At 75.6% G+C, this 15,230-nt stretch carries 13 protein-coding genes; 10 read left to right on the top strand and 3 right to left on the bottom strand.

Features of this window, described 5'->3' with window-relative positions; all coding sequences use genetic code 11:
* Positions 1–5: 5 nt before the first annotated feature.
* Both ACZ5UI_RS13845 and ACZ5UI_RS13840 read right to left on the bottom strand, forming a co-directional pair.
* On the bottom strand, positions 6–686 hold the full coding sequence (locus ACZ5UI_RS13845) for a response regulator transcription factor (RefSeq protein WP_464187711.1): 681 nt from the start codon (positions 684–686) through the stop codon (positions 6–8).
* Complete coding sequence (locus tag ACZ5UI_RS13840) at positions 679–1,161, bottom strand: calcium-binding protein (protein ID WP_464187709.1); 483 nt, start codon at positions 1,159–1,161, stop codon at positions 679–681. Before ACZ5UI_RS13840 ends, ACZ5UI_RS13845 begins: the two co-directional genes overlap by 8 nt.
* Before the next feature lie 152 nt (positions 1,162–1,313).
* Here ACZ5UI_RS13840 and ACZ5UI_RS13835 point away from each other — a divergent pair, with 152 nt between their 5' ends.
* The gene (locus tag ACZ5UI_RS13835) at positions 1,314–2,105 is read left to right on the top strand and encodes a calcium-binding protein (RefSeq protein ID WP_464187707.1); all 792 of its coding nucleotides are present in this window, start codon (positions 1,314–1,316) and stop codon (positions 2,103–2,105) included.
* 163 nt (positions 2,106–2,268) lie between these two features.
* The gene (locus ACZ5UI_RS13830; RefSeq protein WP_464187705.1) at positions 2,269–3,051 is read left to right on the top strand and encodes a rhomboid family intramembrane serine protease; all 783 of its coding nucleotides are present in this window, start codon (positions 2,269–2,271) and stop codon (positions 3,049–3,051) included.
* Between the two features lie 13 nt (positions 3,052–3,064).
* On the opposite strand, the gene ACZ5UI_RS13825 is transcribed toward ACZ5UI_RS13830, so the two are convergent.
* Positions 3,065–3,961: a cobalamin-binding protein gene (locus ACZ5UI_RS13825; RefSeq protein ID WP_464187703.1), complete on the bottom strand. Its 897-nt coding sequence runs from the start codon at positions 3,959–3,961 to the stop codon at positions 3,065–3,067.
* 13 nt (positions 3,962–3,974) lie between these two features.
* On the opposite strand from ACZ5UI_RS13825, the gene ACZ5UI_RS13820 reads away from it, so the two are divergent.
* From ACZ5UI_RS13820 to ACZ5UI_RS13785, 8 genes are all read left to right on the top strand, one after another.
* On the top strand, positions 3,975–4,208 hold the full coding sequence (locus ACZ5UI_RS13820; protein ID WP_464187701.1) for a 4a-hydroxytetrahydrobiopterin dehydratase: 234 nt from the start codon (positions 3,975–3,977) through the stop codon (positions 4,206–4,208).
* Positions 4,205–6,667: a beta propeller repeat protein gene (locus ACZ5UI_RS13815; RefSeq protein ID WP_464187699.1), complete on the top strand. Its 2,463-nt coding sequence runs from the start codon at positions 4,205–4,207 to the stop codon at positions 6,665–6,667. Before ACZ5UI_RS13820 ends, ACZ5UI_RS13815 begins: the two co-directional genes overlap by 4 nt.
* 214 nt (positions 6,668–6,881) lie before the next feature.
* Positions 6,882–7,628 (top strand): glycosyltransferase, encoded by a 747-nt coding sequence (locus ACZ5UI_RS13810; protein WP_464187697.1) that lies wholly within the window; start codon positions 6,882–6,884, stop codon positions 7,626–7,628.
* On the top strand, positions 7,618–8,775 hold the full coding sequence (locus tag ACZ5UI_RS13805) for a glycosyltransferase (RefSeq protein ID WP_464187695.1): 1,158 nt from the start codon (positions 7,618–7,620) through the stop codon (positions 8,773–8,775). Before ACZ5UI_RS13810 ends, ACZ5UI_RS13805 begins: the two co-directional genes overlap by 11 nt.
* Entirely contained in the window at positions 8,775–9,917 is a 1,143-nt protein-coding gene (locus tag ACZ5UI_RS13800) for a polysaccharide pyruvyl transferase family protein (RefSeq protein WP_464187693.1), read from the top strand. Before ACZ5UI_RS13805 ends, ACZ5UI_RS13800 begins: the two co-directional genes overlap by 1 nt.
* The gene (locus ACZ5UI_RS13795; RefSeq protein WP_464187691.1) at positions 9,914–12,574 is read left to right on the top strand and encodes a glycosyltransferase family 39 protein; all 2,661 of its coding nucleotides are present in this window, start codon (positions 9,914–9,916) and stop codon (positions 12,572–12,574) included. The genes ACZ5UI_RS13800 and ACZ5UI_RS13795 overlap by 4 nt, the downstream gene beginning before the upstream one ends.
* Complete coding sequence (locus ACZ5UI_RS13790; RefSeq protein WP_464187688.1) at positions 12,571–14,136, top strand: glycosyltransferase family 2 protein; 1,566 nt, start codon at positions 12,571–12,573, stop codon at positions 14,134–14,136. Before ACZ5UI_RS13795 ends, ACZ5UI_RS13790 begins: the two co-directional genes overlap by 4 nt.
* Positions 14,052–15,161, top strand: coding sequence for a glycosyl hydrolase family 8 (locus ACZ5UI_RS13785; protein WP_464187686.1), 1,110 nt, complete (start codon positions 14,052–14,054; stop codon positions 15,159–15,161). The genes ACZ5UI_RS13790 and ACZ5UI_RS13785 overlap by 85 nt, the downstream gene beginning before the upstream one ends.
* Positions 15,162–15,230: the final 69 nt, after the last annotated feature.

Genomic DNA, 15,230 nt, shown 5'->3' with positions numbered 1-15,230 from the left:
CCGACCTAGTCTCGCAACACGAAGCCGACGCCGCGCACCGTGTGCAGCAGCCGCGGCTCACCGCCGGCCTCCAGCTTGCGGCGCACGTAGCCCACGAACACGTCCGCGACGTTGGTGCCCGGGTCGAACGTGTAGCCCCACACCTCCTCGTGCAGGCGCGCCCGGTCGAGCACCTCGCCGGGATGGCGGGCGAACAGCCCGAGCAGGTCGAACTCGCGCTTGGTCAGGCCGAGGTCGCGCTCGCCGCGGCGCGCCTCGTGGCTGCGCGGATCGAGGGTCAGCTCGCCGACGCGCAGGACGGCGCCATCGCCCGCGGGGCGGCGGCGCAGCAGCGCGTTCAGACGGGCGACCACCTCCTCCAGCGCGAAGGGCTTGACCACGAAGTCGTCGGCGCCGGCCTCCAGCGCGAGCACGCGGTCGTCGACCTCGTCGCGGGCCGACAGCACGCACACGGGGACGTCGTCGCCCCGGGCCCGCAACGTGCGCAGCACCTCCATCCCCTCCAGGTCGGGCATGGCCAGGTCGAGCAGGATCACCGCGGGGTTGATCGACTCGGTGGCCACCAGCGCCGGCCTGCCGCCGGACGCCGCGACGACCTGGAAGCCCTCGAGCTCGAGCCCCTGGCCGACCGTGCGCCGGATCGCGGCGTCGTCGTCGACCAGCAGCACGACCGGGCCGTCAGGCACCGGCGGCGTCCACGCGCTTGACCAGCTCGCAATCGGCGGCGACGTCGTCGATCGCGTCGGCGCGCACGCGGTCGCGCCCGCGACCGCAGGCCACGTGGTCGAGCTCGCCGTCGCGCGCGTCGATGCGATCGGAGGCGTTGCCGCCGACGATGAGGTCGCTGCCCGGGCCGCCGATGATCAGGTCGCGGCCGCCGCCGCCCAGCAGCGTGTCGTCGCCGGCGCCGCCGAGGATCGTGTCGTTGCCGCTGTCGCCGGCGATCAGGTCGTTGCCCGCGCCGCCGCCGAGCAGGTCGTCGCCCGGTCCGCCGGTGACGCGGTCGTCGCCGCCGCGCCCGCCGAGGCGGTCGTTGCCGGCGGTGCCGGTGAGCACGTCCGGGCCCGGACCGCCGAGGCGATCGGCGGCCGCGGCCACGGAGACGACCCCACCGACCCCCAGGAGGGCGAGGGCAGCCAGGAGCGCGAGCGCACGACGCATCGCCGCAGGATGCCCGAAGCGCGCGCGGAACACGCGGCCGCTCTCACGGTTTCCTCATGTGGCGTGAGGACTGGGTGAGAGGACGGCGGAGCGCAGCGACCCTGCGGAAACGCTCGGGTTCGACGTGGTGCAAGCGACCCGAGGGGGACCACATGAGGACGAGGACGATGGCCGCGGGAGCGATGGCCGTGCTGGCGCTGGTGCCGGCGAGCGCCCTGGCCAAGACCGTCGACGGCACGCCGGGGGGCGACCGGATCGTGGGCAGCAAGGACGCCGACGTGCTGAAGGGACACCTCGGCGACGACCTGATCGCCGGCCGCGCCGGTGACGATCTCCTGTCCGGCGGGGCGGGCAACGACTGGGTGCTGGGCGGGGACGGCAACGACCGCATCGGCGGCGACGCCGACGACGCCGGCGACCCGACGTCGTTCGATCATCTGCGCGGCGGCGCCGGCGACGACCTGATCAGCGGCGGCGACTCGGCCGACGAGATCATCGGGGGCACGGGCAACGATCAGGTCGACGGCCAGAGCGGCAACGACAAGATCGTCGGCGGCGCCGGCGACGACCAGCTGCAGGGCAGCGCGGGCGACGACACGATCTTCGCCAACGGCGGCGTCGACACGGTGGCCGGCGGCGACGGGAACGACCGCCTGTTCGCGCTGGCCCGCAAGGACGTGACCGGACCCGGAGACACCACCGCCGACGCGCTCGACGGCGGCGCCGGCGACGACGAGATCCATACGCGCGACGGCGAGGCCGACCGCGTGACCTGCGGCGACGGCACCGACACCGCGCTGCTGGACCGCGCCGACGTGATCGCCGACGCCACCGCCGAGAACCCCAACGGCTCGTGCGAGACGGTCAAGCGCGGCAAGCCGGACCCGAAGGACTCCGCGCAGGAGGACGCGCAGGCGGCACCGGCCCCGGCGCCCATCGCGTAGCCCGGATTCGGCGGTTCTGCGCCGCGGCGGCGTCTTCAGCTGGGCTGAAGGCGCCGCCGCTATCGTGCGGCGCCCGCCGAACATGGCCACCTGTTACCGCCACCCCGACCGCGAGACCGGCGTTTCCTGCTCCTCCTGCGGTCGGCCCATCTGTCCCGACTGCATGACGCCGACCCCGGTCGGCATGCGCTGTCCGGAGTGCTCGCGCCAGAAGACGAAGGTGCGCACCTCGCAGTCGCTGCGCCGCACGGGCGCCCAGGCGATCCCGGTGACGGTCACGCTGATCGGCGTCAACGTCCTGATGTACCTGCTGGAGATCGCGGGTGGCTCAGGCGGGCTCAACGGCGCCGGCGGCTCGATCACGAACAACCTCGCGCTGATCGGTCACATCGGGAACGTGCCCGGGATCGGCGTGGCCGAGGGCGAGTACTGGCGGTTGATCACCGGCGGCTTCCTGCACGCCTCGATCTTCCACATCCTCTTCAACATGTACCTGCTGTACATCCTCGGCCAGCTGCTGGAGCCGGCGATCGGCTCTGTGCGCTTCGCCGTGATCTACGCGGTGTCGCTGTTCGCAGGCTCGTTCGGCGCGCTGCTGCTCGAGCCGCAGGTCCTCACGGTCGGCGCCTCCGGCGCGATCTTCGGCCTGATGGGCGCGGCCTTCTTCGAGATGCGCCACCGGGGCATGAACCCGATGGAGTCGGGGATCGGCTTCCTGATCCTCATCAACCTCGGCCTGGGCCTGTTCCTCAACAACATCTCGATCGGCGGCCACCTGGGCGGCCTGGTCGGCGGCGCGCTGGCCATCATGGCCTTCCAGTACGGCGACCGCCTGCGCCAGCCCGCGCTGGGCTACCTGGGCTGCGTGGTGATCGCGCTGGCCGCGATCGCGGCGGCCATCGCCGTGTCCGGCCTGACCGGCCTGGGCAGCCCGCACATCGGCTAGACAGATCAGTCGTCTAGCCCGGCAGGTCGACGTCCAGCACCGGACCGGGCGCGTCGGGCACGCGGTCGGGGTGCAGGATGTGGGCCATCAGCTCGAGCGCCTCGACCAGCCGCGGCCCGGGGCGCGAGAACGTGCCGGAGGCGTCGATGGCCACCACGCGGCGGGCGCCCAGCGCGGCCAGCTGCTCGCCGTAGCCCTCGGCCTCCTCCAGCGCGCGCGCCGCGTCGTAGCCGCAGGGCATGCAGACGACGACCTCGGGCTGGGCGGCGGCCACCGCCTCCCAGGTGGACTGCTCGGAGTGCTCGCCCGGCATCCCCAGCACGTCGAAGCCGCCGGCCATCTCGATCAGCTGCGGCGTCCAGTGCCCGGCCACGAAGATCGGGTCCAGCCACTCCAGCGCGGCCACGGGCACCGGCTCGGCGCCCTCGACGGCCTGCTTGACCGCCTCGACGCGCTTGGCGATCGCGGTCAGCAGCAGGAACGCGCCCTCCTTGGCCCCGGTGGCGTCCGACAGCGTGCGGATGTCGCCGATCGTCTCGCCGAAGGTCTTCGGGTCGAGCGAGATCACGTGCGGCTCGGGATCGAGGTCGGAGACGATCTTGCAGACGTCGTCGTAGGACACCGCGCACACCGCGCACAGCTCCTGGGTGACGATCAGGTCGGGCTCCAGCTCGCGCAGCACGTCGACGTCGAGGTCGTAGATCGACTCGCCGGCCTCGGTGCGCGCCCGCACGGCGGCGTCGATCTCGGCGGCGGAGAGCCCCGGCGGCAGCTTGTCGGCGGTGACGTGCGGGAGGTCGAGCGCCGCCGTAGGATGGTCGCACTCGTGGGTCACGCCCACGACCTGGTCACCCAGCCCGAGCGCGAACAGCAGCTCCGTGGCATGGGGGACGAGCGACACGATCCGCACGAGGGAGAAGGGTATGGCTTGGCGAGAGGACAGCGGCGCGCTGGTGCAGGACTATGAGTTTCCGGACTTCGCCGCGGCGCTGGCGTTCGTCAACCAGGTGGCCAAGGTCGCCGAGACGCGCGGCCACCACCCGGACATCCTCATCCACGACTGGAACCAGGTCCGCCTGACGCTGTCGACGCACAGCGAGGGTCACACGATCACCGACAACGACAAGCAGCTCGCCGAGGCGATCGACGACCTGTGAGGCGCGCGCTGGCGGCGGCCTGCACGCTGGCCGCCGTGGCGGGGCTGGGGGCAGCGACCGCACACGCCGCGACGACGAGGACCTTCGCGGTCGGGCCGCGCATCTCGCCCGATTGGATCGACACGCGCGCGCACTTCCACGACAAGCTGCTCGCGCTGGTCGACGCCGGCGAGCGCGGCCGGCCGGGCGTGCCGCCGATCCAGAGCGGCGCGGGTGACGTCGCCTCGCACCTGCTGGGCAACGGCCGCGACCTGGTCACGCTGCCCGAGGACCTCGGCCTGCTGGCCGCGTTCACCGGATCGCGGGGCGCCGCGGCCCGCGACACGACCGGGCTGGTCGACGCGGTCGTCGCGCTGATCGGCAGCTACGGCGACGTCAGCGCCTTCTACGCGGCCAAGTACCCGGCGCTGACCAAGCGCCCGCTGCCCACGCGCCTGCTCGCCGTCTCCCTGACCGACACCTTCGGACGGGTCGCCGTCGAGACGTTCGCCGAGCTGGCCGACCGGCTCGACGTGACGCTGGTGGCCGGCGTGAACATGGCCCGTACCTGGCGGATCGTCTGCACGTCCAAGGCCACCTTCCAGCCGCCGCCCGGCGCCGCCGGCTGTGACGCCGAGGATCCCGCGCTGGTGGCCCGGCTGCGCTCGCCCGACGAGCCCGACCGCACCTACGCCTACGAGGCGACCACGCCCGACGCGGTCAACATGGCGCTCGTCTTCGGCCCCGACGGCCGGATCCTGGGCCGGCAGGTGAAGGCCTACCTGACGCCGATCGAGCTGCCGTCGCAGCTGGACCTGCAGCCCGGCTCGCCGACCGACGTGCGCGCGATCGCCACGCCCGCCGGGCGCCTGGGCATCGTCACGTCCAAGGACGCGTGGATGCCCGACGTGCTCGACCGCCTCGACGCCGACGGCGCGCAGCTGCTGATCCAGCCCGAGTTCTTCGTCGGCGACACCGTCGGCGCCGACGGCGGCTGGGCGCCGGACAACCTGAAGGCGTCGGGCTACTCCGACGTCCTGCGCCACCCGTCGCTGCAGGCGCTGGCGCTCCCGTCGATGACCGGCAACCTGTTCGACTTCTCCGCCGACGCGCAGTCGCACCTGGTGCGCAAGCCCACAGAGGCCGGCACCGGCCCCAGCGGCGCGCTGGTCGGTCAGGACCCGGCGCCCGGCTTTGCCGCGGTGATGCCCTTCGGCGTGCCGGACCCGACGAGCGCGGCGATCGTGCCGCGCCGCCAGACGCTGGCCGCCGGCGCCGTGCTGCAGCTGCCTCAGGCCGGCAACCCGGCCTGCCCGTCGATCGAGCCGGGGCCCTGTCGCGGCGGCCAGGTCGAGGGCACGGTGTTCCAGGACGTGACGCTGGATCAGCCCGGAGCCTCGGGCGAGCGGATCGCCGCCAGCGCGCCGTTCAGCGCCGCCCGGCCGATCGCGTCCTCCCGCCGGGCGCAGCGCAACGTCGCGCTGGGCGCGCGCGGCCGGCTGGTCGTCGCGGCGTGGGACGACGGCGGCCGCGTGCGCGCCGCCCGCTCGACCGACGCCGGGCGGCACTGGAGCCGCGCGCGAACGGTCGGCCGCGGGACCACGCCCAGCGTGGCCGTCGGCGCCCGGCGCGCGTGGATCGCGCTGGACGACGGCGGGCGCACCCGGCTGTTCACGTCGGGCGATCGCGGTCGCGCCTGGGATCGCGGCCGCGCGGTCTCCCAGGCCCGCGGCCAGCAGTCGGTGCCGTCGATCGCCGCGACCGGCCCGGCCTCGGCCTACGTGGCCTGGATCGACACGCGCGACGACCTGGCCCGGGTCTACGGCGCGCGCGTCGACGGTGACCGGGCCGGTCGGGCGCGGCTGCTGGACCCCTACGGCGCGACGGTCGACGAGGCCGAGCAGCTCGACAACGACTGGGCCGTGTCGGTCGGTGCCCGCGGCCGCGACGTGACCGTGGCCTGGACCGACTTCCGCTCCTACGACTGGCGCATCGTCGGGCGCCGCTCGGGCGACGGCGGCGCGCGCTTCGGGGCGCTGCGCAAGATCAGCACGAACCCGACCGACCGCGAGGCGCTGGACGACGCGCCGTCGGTGGCCGTCGGCCGGGGTGGGCCGCTGGTGGCCTGGACGAACTACTCCAAGGCGCCGACGATCGCCCCCGCGCCCAGCTACCAGGTCGCGCTGGGGACGTCGAGCCGCATCGTCGGCGGGGACATCGGCGCGATCGCCGTCAACCCCGCGCTGGCGCTGACGGCCGGCGGCACGCCGCTGGTGGCCTACCAGGACCACTCCGACGGCGTCGGAGCGATCCGGCTGTCCTCCGGGCGACGGACGCTGACGGTGTCGCGGTCGGCCACGAACCAGTGGCGGCCGGCCGTCGCGCTGTCCGGTGGGCGACTGGTCGTGGCCTGGGAGGACGCCCGGGGACCGGCCAACCGGGTCCTCGTGTCCAACGCGCGCATCCGCTCGCTGGACTGAGTGACCAAGATGTTGCGGACTCGTGTGATCCCGGTCACACGACCGCAACGATGGCCCCCGGGGCGTGGTTACCTGTCCTGACTCCGTTGGACGGTGGCGCACGTCGCGCCGCCGCCGCACGGCGCCACGGCAACCCGCCATCGGTACGCACCACTTGGGTCCGGCGGGACCTCGGCACCGAGAGTCAGGAGAGCACCGCAAACCCGACTAGCTCGTGGAGGCCGAGTTGCGCCTGGACATCGTCATCCCCGCTCACAACGAGGAGCACCGCATCGGGCGGATGCTGACCGCCTACCGCGCGGGCTGCCCTGATCCGGACACCCGATTCCACGTCGCGATGGACGCCTGCACCGACCGCACCGCCGAGATCGTCGGCGAGCATCGGGCGGTCGACGGGCGCGTGGAGCTGCACGCCTATCCCAAGCTCGGCAAGGGCGGCGTGATCGCCGAGACCTTCCGCCGCAGCGACGCCGAGCTGGTCGGCTTCGTCGACGCCGACGGGGCGACTCCGCCCGCCGAGCTGCTGCGCCTGGTCGACATCGCCGGGCACACCGACGGCGCGATCGCCTCGCGCCATCACCCGGCGGCGGTGCTCCCGGTCAGCCGGCCGCTGGCCCGCCGCGTGACCAGCGCGGGCTTCGCGTTCGGGGTGCGGCGCCTGCTCGGCATGCCCTACCGGGACACGCAGTGCGGCGCCAAGGTGCTGCGCGGCGAGGTGGCCCGCGCGGTGGCCCAGCGCACGACCGCCAACGACCTGCTGTTCGACGTCGACCTGCTGATGACCGCGCGGGAGCTCGGCCACGAGGTCGTCGAGGTGCCGACCGTGTGGGTCGACCAGGACGGCTCGCGGGTCGACGCGGTGGCGGACACGCGCAAGATGGGTGCCTCGCTGCTGCGGCTGTGGGGCACGTCGGTCCGGCGTCGGGTCCGGGCTGGATCGGGGGCGGCCCATGCGGCCTGACGTCACGCTGATCGCGCCCTACCCGACGCCCGGCGTCCGCCACGGCGGCAGCTCCGGCGTCGCCTCCTACACCGCCAACCTGGCCGGGGCGCTGGCCGGCGCCGGCGCCGACGTGACCGTCGTCGCGCCCTACGACGCCGCCGCGCCGCGCGACCACGACGACGGTCGCGTGCGCGTGCAGCGCCGCTTCGGGCCGGGTCCGCGCGGCCTGGACCACGCGGTGCGGGCCGCCTGCGCGACCGGGGCGGCGACCGTCCACGTCCAGCACGAGACGTTCCTGTACGGCGGCCCGTCGGCCGTGCCCGGCCTGGTCGGCGCCATGCGCCGGCTGCGTCGCGGCCGCCCGGCCTCGGTCGTGACGATGCACCACGTCGTCGCCGCGGGGGCCGTGGACGCCGCGTTCACCCGCCTGCACCGCGTGCGCGCGCCGGCCTCGGTGGCACGCGCCGGCCTGGCCGTCGTCCGCGAGACGCTGCGCCGCCAGGCCGACGCGGTCGTCGTGCACGAGCCGGCCTTCGCCGCTGCCGTGCCGGGCGCCACCGTCGTCCCCCACGGCGTCGAGCCGGCCCCGCCCCTGGATCGCGCCACCGCCCGCGCCGCGCTGGGCCTGGCCGGGGACGAGGACCGCCTGACCGTGCTGTGCTTCGGCTTCCTGGCGCCGTACAAGGGCCTGGAGGTGGCGATCGCCGCCGCCGCCGAGGCGGGCCGGTCCGTCCAGCTCGTCGTCGCCGGCGGGGCGCACCCGCGGGTGGGGGAGGCCTACGTCCGCGAGCTGCGGGCGATGGCCCCGCACGTGCGCTTCACCGGCCACGTGCCCGACCTCGAGGTCGGTCCCTGGTTCACCGCCGCCGACCTCGCGCTGTTCCCCTATCCCCAGCCCGTGTCGAGCTCCGGCGCGCTGGCCCTCGCGCTGGCCCACCGCACGCCGCTGCTGCTCTCGCCCGAGCTGGCCGCCTGCGCCGGCGCGCCCGCCACGCTGACCGCGCCGCGTGAGGCGGGCGCGCTGGGCCGCGCCCTGCGCACGCTGGCCGCCGACCGCACGCTGCTGGGCGAGCTGGGCACGACGGCCGAGTCGATGGCCGCCGATCGCACCTGGCCCGCCGTCGCGCAACGCCACCTCGACCTGTACGCGGGGGTGGCCGCCTGATGGCCCGCATCGTTCTGGCCGGCGCCTTCGGGCAGCGCAACCCGGGCGACGACGCCCTGCTGCAGTCGTTCGCGCAGGCGCTCGCCGGCCACGACATCGTCGCCACCTCCGGCGCCCCCACGGGCCTGCCCGGGGTCGAGGTCGTCGCGCCCGGCGACCCGACGACGGTCATGCGCCGCGTCCGCGGCGCCGACGCGGTGGTCTTCGCGGGCGGCACGATCTTCAAGGAGCTGCGCCCGGCCACCGGCCGCCCGGCCGCTGACCTGCTCGCGCGGGCGCTGGCCCTGGGCTTCGGCACGCGCGCCCTGGGCAAGCCGCTGGCGCTGGTCGGCGTCGGCGCGGCGCCGTTGCGCCGCGGGCGCAGCCGCGTGCTCGCCCGCCGGCTCGTCCACCAGGCCAGCCTGCTCGTGCTGCGCGACGAGGAGTCGGCCGACGTGCTCGTCCAGGCCGGCGCGCCCGCGCCCTTCCGCATCGGCGCCGACGCCACCTGGCCGCTGCTGGACGTCCCCGTCGAGGCGCCCGCCGGACCGGCGGACGAGGTCGTCGTCGCGCTGTCACACGACGCCGGCGACCAGACCCTGGCCGACGAGCTGGCCGCGACGCTGGTGCCGGTCCTGGCCGCGGGCCTGGCCGTCTCGCTGCAGCCCTGGCAGGTCGGGCGGGTGGGCCAGCGCGACGACATCGACCTGGCTCGGGCCGTCAACACCCGGCTGGGCGGCACGGCGCGCATCGAGGTGCCCCCGGCCGATCTGCTGGAGGCGCGTGGGCGCTTCGCCGGCGCCCGGCTCGTCGTGGCCCAGCGCTTCCACGCGCTGGTCGCCGCCGCCGCGGCGGGAGTGCCGACGGTCGCCTACGCCCACGAGCCCAAGCTCGCGGGCCTGGCCCGGCGCCTGGCCCAGCCGACGCTGGCGCCCGGTGCCGACCCCGCCCGCCTGGGCGCGGCGATCCTGGCCGCCGTCCAGGCGGCGCAGGCGCCGAGCGCCGCCGCCGTGCGCGCGCAGTACGCGGCCGCCGAGGAGGGCTTCCGGCTGCTGCGCCTGGTGCTGGACGGCGGGCGCAACGCCGACGCCGACACGATCGGCTCGCTCCCGCTGCGCCCGGTGGCCTGGGACCCGCAGACGGCCGAGGCGGTGCGCGCGTGATCTCCAGCCTGTCCCAGCCGTTGCGCCGGGGCGGCGTCCTGCGCGCGCAGGCGCTCCCGGCCGCCGCGCAGGTCTCCTCCGGCCTCGGCAACCTCGTCTTCGCGGTCGCCGCCGCGCACCTGCTCGCGCCGGGGGCGTTCGCCGACCTGGCCGCGTTCCTGGCGCTGTACCTCGTCGTGCACGTGCCCGCCTCCTCGCTGAGCGCGGGTGGTGCGCTGACCCCGGGCGTCGTGCCGCACGCACGCCGTCGGGCGATCGCCGGTGGTCTGGCCGCCGGGGCGATCGTCGCGCTGGCCGCGGTGCCGCTGGCCGGCCTGCTCGGCCTGCCCGCCGCGCTGCTCCTGGTGCTGGCCTGCGGCGTGCCCGTCGCGCCGTGGCTGGCGCTGGAGCGCGGTCGCCTGTACGGCGAGCGCGACCACGGGCGCGTCGCGCTCAGCCTCGGCGCCGAGCCGGTGCTGCGCCTGGCCCTCGGCCTGCCGTTGCTGGCCACGCTGGGCCCGGTGGGCGGCGCGATCGGCGTCGTCGCCGGCGGCTGGGTCGCGCTCGGGGCCACGCGCCCCGCCGCGCCGTTGTCCGCTTCGACCCGGCATGCGGGCTCGAGCGGACAACGGGTGGGCGGGCGGGCGGCGTGGATCACCGCCGCCGTGTTCCTGGCCCTGGCGCTGCTGCAGAACCAGGACGTCGTGTTCGCCAACGCGCTGCTGGACGGCGACCAGGCCGGTGCCTTCGCCGTGCTCTCCACGCTCGGCGGGCTGGCCGCGTTCGCCTCGACCACGATCCCGCTCGTGCTGCTGCCGCGCGCCCGCGACGGCGAGCCCGGCGCGCTGGGCGCCGCGGTCGGCGCCGCCGCCGCGCTCGGGCTGGCCGCGGTGGCCGCCGTGGCCGTGATGCCGGCCGACCTGATCACCGCCGCGTTCGGGGACGACTACGCCGGCGTCGGCGCGCTGGCCGTGCCCTACGTCGCCGCGATGGCGCTGTTCGGCGTGGCCCGGGTGCTGATCGCCCAACGCTGCGCCACCCAGCCCACGCTGCGCGCGCTGGCCGCGCCGGTGGCCATCACGCTGGCCCAGGCGATCGCGCTGGTCGCGCTGGCCGACGACGCGCGCTCGACCGCGCTGATCACGCTGGCCGCGATGGTCGCGCTCGTGGCCACCAGCGCGTCCGGCGTCGTGCTCCGCCTGCCGGCGCGCACCGCGCCGAGCGTCCCCTGGCGCGCGCGCATCAGCGCCGTCACGCTCGCCGTGGCCGCGCTGACCGCCGTCGCCCTGGCCGTGCGGATGGTGGCCAACCGCGGCATCTGGCTGGACGAGGCGACGACGATCACCCAGGCCCAGATGTCGCTGGGCGGCCTGTTCCAGTCGCTCTCGCAGTTCGACGTGCACCCGCCGCTGCACCACCTGATCGAGTGGTCGCTGGCCCACACGCTGGGCACCGACGAGCTGATCATGCGCGCGCCGTCCTACCTGGCCGGCGCCGCGCTGGTGCCCGTCCTGTACCTGACCGCGACCGAGCTGTGGGACCGCCGCGCGGGCCTCGTCGCCGCGGCGCTGGGCGCCGTCGCGCCGTTCCTTGTCTGGTACGGCCAGGAGGCGCGCATGTACTCCCTGTTCATGCTGTTCGCCACGCTCGCGCTGCTGGGCCAGCTGCGCGTGTTGCGTCGCGGCGGGCTGGGCGACTGGGCGCTGTACGTGCTCGCCTCCGGCGCGCTGCTGTGGACCCAGTACTTCGGGATCCTCGTCGTCGGCGTCCAGCAGGCGGCCTTCCTGATCGTCGCGCTGCGCGACCGCGACCGCCGCTTCCTGCGCGCCTGGCTGCTGTCGATCGTGGCGCTGGCCGTGCTGCTGGCACCGCTGCTGCCCTTGATGCTCGACCAGTTCCACGCCAACGAGGCGGCGGGCAAGGGCTTCGACCAGCCCTCGCAGGCGGGCGCCGACGTGTCCGACACGCGCACCCAGCCGGGCGTCTACGTGGCGCTGACGAACCTGGTGTGGGCGCTGTGGGGCTACCACTCCGACGGCACGATGGCGGCGATCACGTCGCTGTGGCCGCTGGGCCTGCTCGTCGCGCTGGCCCTGCTGGGCCGGGGCCGCTCGCCGCGCACGCTGCTCGTGGCGGCCTGCGCGCTGCTGCCCGCCGCCGCGCTGTACCTCGTCGGCGAGCTCAAGCCGTTCCTGTTCGAGATCCGCTACTTCGCCGCGCTCGCGCCGCTGGCCGTCCTGCTGCTGGCCCGCGCGGCGACCGGTTGGGCGCGGGGCACGGTCGGCGTGGTCGTCCTGTCGGCCGCGCTGGCCACGTCGATGGCCGCGGCGTCGGCCGACCAGCTGCTCAACCGCGGCAACCCGCGCGTCTACGACTTCGAGGGCGCGCTGCAGCAGATCGCCCGGGAGGCGCGGCCCGGCGACCTCGTGCTGTACGAGCCGAGGTACCTGGCCGACGTCGTCCGCTACTACGCGCCCGGCCTGCGCACCGAGTCCCTGTCGGGCGGCCTGGCCAACGGCGACGCGAGCCGCGCCACCCGCGTCTTCGTGCTCGGCTCCTTCCAGGACCAGCCCGCCGAGCGCGCCGCGGTGCGCGCGGGCCTGGACCGCCTGTCGCGCGACCGCGATCTCGTCCAGCGCTTCCAGCGACCCCAGGTGAAGGTGTGGGCCTACCAGTGAGCCAGCCGACGACCACGACCGATCCGCGCCTGGCCGCGCCCACGTGGGACGCCCGCGGCACCCGCCACGCCAACGCCGTGATGCGCGTCATGGCGCTGATCGCGATCCCGCTGGGCCTGCTCTACCTGACCTGGCTCATGCGCCCCGAGCGCGTCGGTCAGCCCGTGCTGTTCGGCCTGCTGATCGCCGCCGAGCTGTTCAACTTCACTCAGGCGATGGGCTTCTGGTGGACGGTGTCGCGTCAGCGCCGCCGCGCCCGCCGGCCCCGGCAGCGGGCGGCGACCGCGCCCGGCCCCGAGGTCGACGTGCTGATCCCGGTCTACGACGAGCCGATCGCGGTCGTCGAGCCGACCGTCGCCGCGGCCGCCGCTCTGCGCGGCGCGCGCGTCAACGTGTGGTTGCTGGACGACGGCGCCTCCACCGCGATGCGCCGCGTGGCCGACCGCCACGGCGCCCGCTACCTGGCCCGGGCCCAGCGCGAGGGGGCCAAGGCCGGCAACGTCAACCACGCGCTGGCCCACGCCCGGGCGCCCTTCGTGCTCGTGCTCGACTGCGACCACGTGCCCGCGCCGGACCTGCTGGAGGCCACCCTGGGCGAGCTGGAGGCCGACGACCGCGCCGCGTTCGTCCAGACGCCGCAGTACTACGCCAACCACGCCGACGGCGGCGTGTCGGCCGGGGCCTGGGCGCAGCAGGCGCTGTTCTTCGGGGCGATCGCCCGCGGCAAGGACGGGCACGGGGCGACGTTCTGCTGCGGCACCAACGTCGTCTTCCGGCGGGCCGCGCTGGACGACGTGGGCGGGTTCCCGGAGGGCTCGCTGACCGAGGACTTCGAGCTGTCGATCGGCCTGCACGAGCGCGGCTGGCACACGGCCTACCTGCCCGAGGTGCTGGCCCAGGGCCTGGGTCCGGCCGACATGGCCTCCTACGTCTCCCAGCAGCAGCGCTGGGCGCGCGGATGCCTGTCGGCGCTGCCCCGCGCGCTGCGGGCCGAGCTGCCCTGGCGGCTGAAGGCGCAGTACGCGCTGTCGGGCATGTACTTCCTGTCGGGCTGGACGGTGCTGATCTACATGTCGATGCCCGTCCTGCGGATCCTCACCGGCGCGCAGCCGCTGGGGGAGGCGACGGCCGACCAGTTCCTGATCCACTTCGCGCCGTACTTCGGCATGGCGCTGTACGCGGTGGCGATCGCCGGCGGCGGCGCGTACACGTTCGGCGGGTTCGCGCTGGCCAGCGCCAGCTGGTGGATCCACGTGCAGGCGACGATCCTCACGCTGCTGCGCCGCCGCGGGCGCTTCGTGGTGACGCCGAAGACCGGGGAGGCGCGCCCGCAGCCGCGCGCCGTGATCCCCTCGCTGATCGCGGTCGCCGTGCTCGTGGGGACGGCGATCCTCGGGATGGCCCGCGGCCTCGACCCGGCGACGCTGAACAACGTCGCGTTCGCCGCGCTGCACGTCACCGTGCTGACCGTCGGCCTGTGGCCCGCGCTGGTGCCCACGCGCACCGCCGAGGCCCAGGCCGCCGGTGTCGCCGAGCGATCCGAGGAGCGGGTGGCCGCCTGAGGCGCCTGCTGGCCATCACCCTGCTGGCGGTCGCGCTGCTCAGCGCCGGCTGCGGCGGCAGCGACCGGGCGTCCGCGATCGATCCGCGCGCCGCCGCCGACGCGTTCCTGGACCGCTACCTGGACGCCGACGGCCGCGTCGTGCGCCACGACCAGGGCGGCGACACGGTCAGCGAAGGGCAGGCCTACGCGCTCCTGCTGACCGCGTTGCACGGCGACGAGGCGCGCTTCGACCGGGCCTGGCGCTGGACGCGGGCGAACCTGCAGCGCGACGACGGGCTAATGGCCTGGCACTGGCAGGACGGCCGGGTCGTCGACGACGAGCCCGCAGCCGACGCCGACGTCGACACGGCCCGCGCGCTGACCTTGGCCGCCCAGCGCTTCGACCGGCCCGCGCTGCGGCGCGAGGCCCGGGACCTGGCCCGGGCGATCCTGCGCGAGGAGACCGTCGGCGGGCGCCTGGTGGCCGGGCCGTGGGCGCGCGACCGCGGCGTGCTGAACCCCAGCTACGCCTCGCCCGCCGCCGAGACGCTGCTCGGGCGCCTGGGCGACCGCCGCGCCTGGAGCCGGGTGCGCCGCAACGGCATCGCCGCCGCCCGCGCGCTGACCCGCGGCCCGCGGCTGCCGCCCGACTGGGCCACCGCCACGGCCCGCGCGACCGCGACCGGCCCGCCCGACGATCCGGGCGCGACGGCGACCTACGGATACGACGCCGTCCGCCTGCCGATCCGCCTGGCCGAGTCCTGCGATCCCGCCGCTCGCGGTGTCGCGGCCGCGCTGGCCCCGCTGCTGACCGCCGGCGACCCGGCGATCCTGCCCCGCAGCGAGGACTCCCACGGCGTGCCGGGCGCGACCCGCACGCCGGTCGCGCTGGTCGCCGCCGCGGCCGGCGCACACGCCGCCGGTGACGAGGCCGCGCGCGACCGGCTGCTGGCCGACGCACAGGCCCTCGACGCCCAGCAGCCGACCTACTACGGGTCGGCCTGGGTGGCCCTCGGGGCCGCGTTCCTGGACCGTCGCTGCTGAGCCAGCGCGAGCGGTTGCTACTCTCGCGGCGGATCGCCATTCGATGAACGACGACCCCTCCCGAAGTAG

This window comes from Conexibacter sp. JCM 18997 (assembly GCF_055391915.1).
The sequence above is the reverse complement of the archived record's forward strand: the minus strand, read 5'-3'. Positions and strand labels throughout refer to the sequence as shown.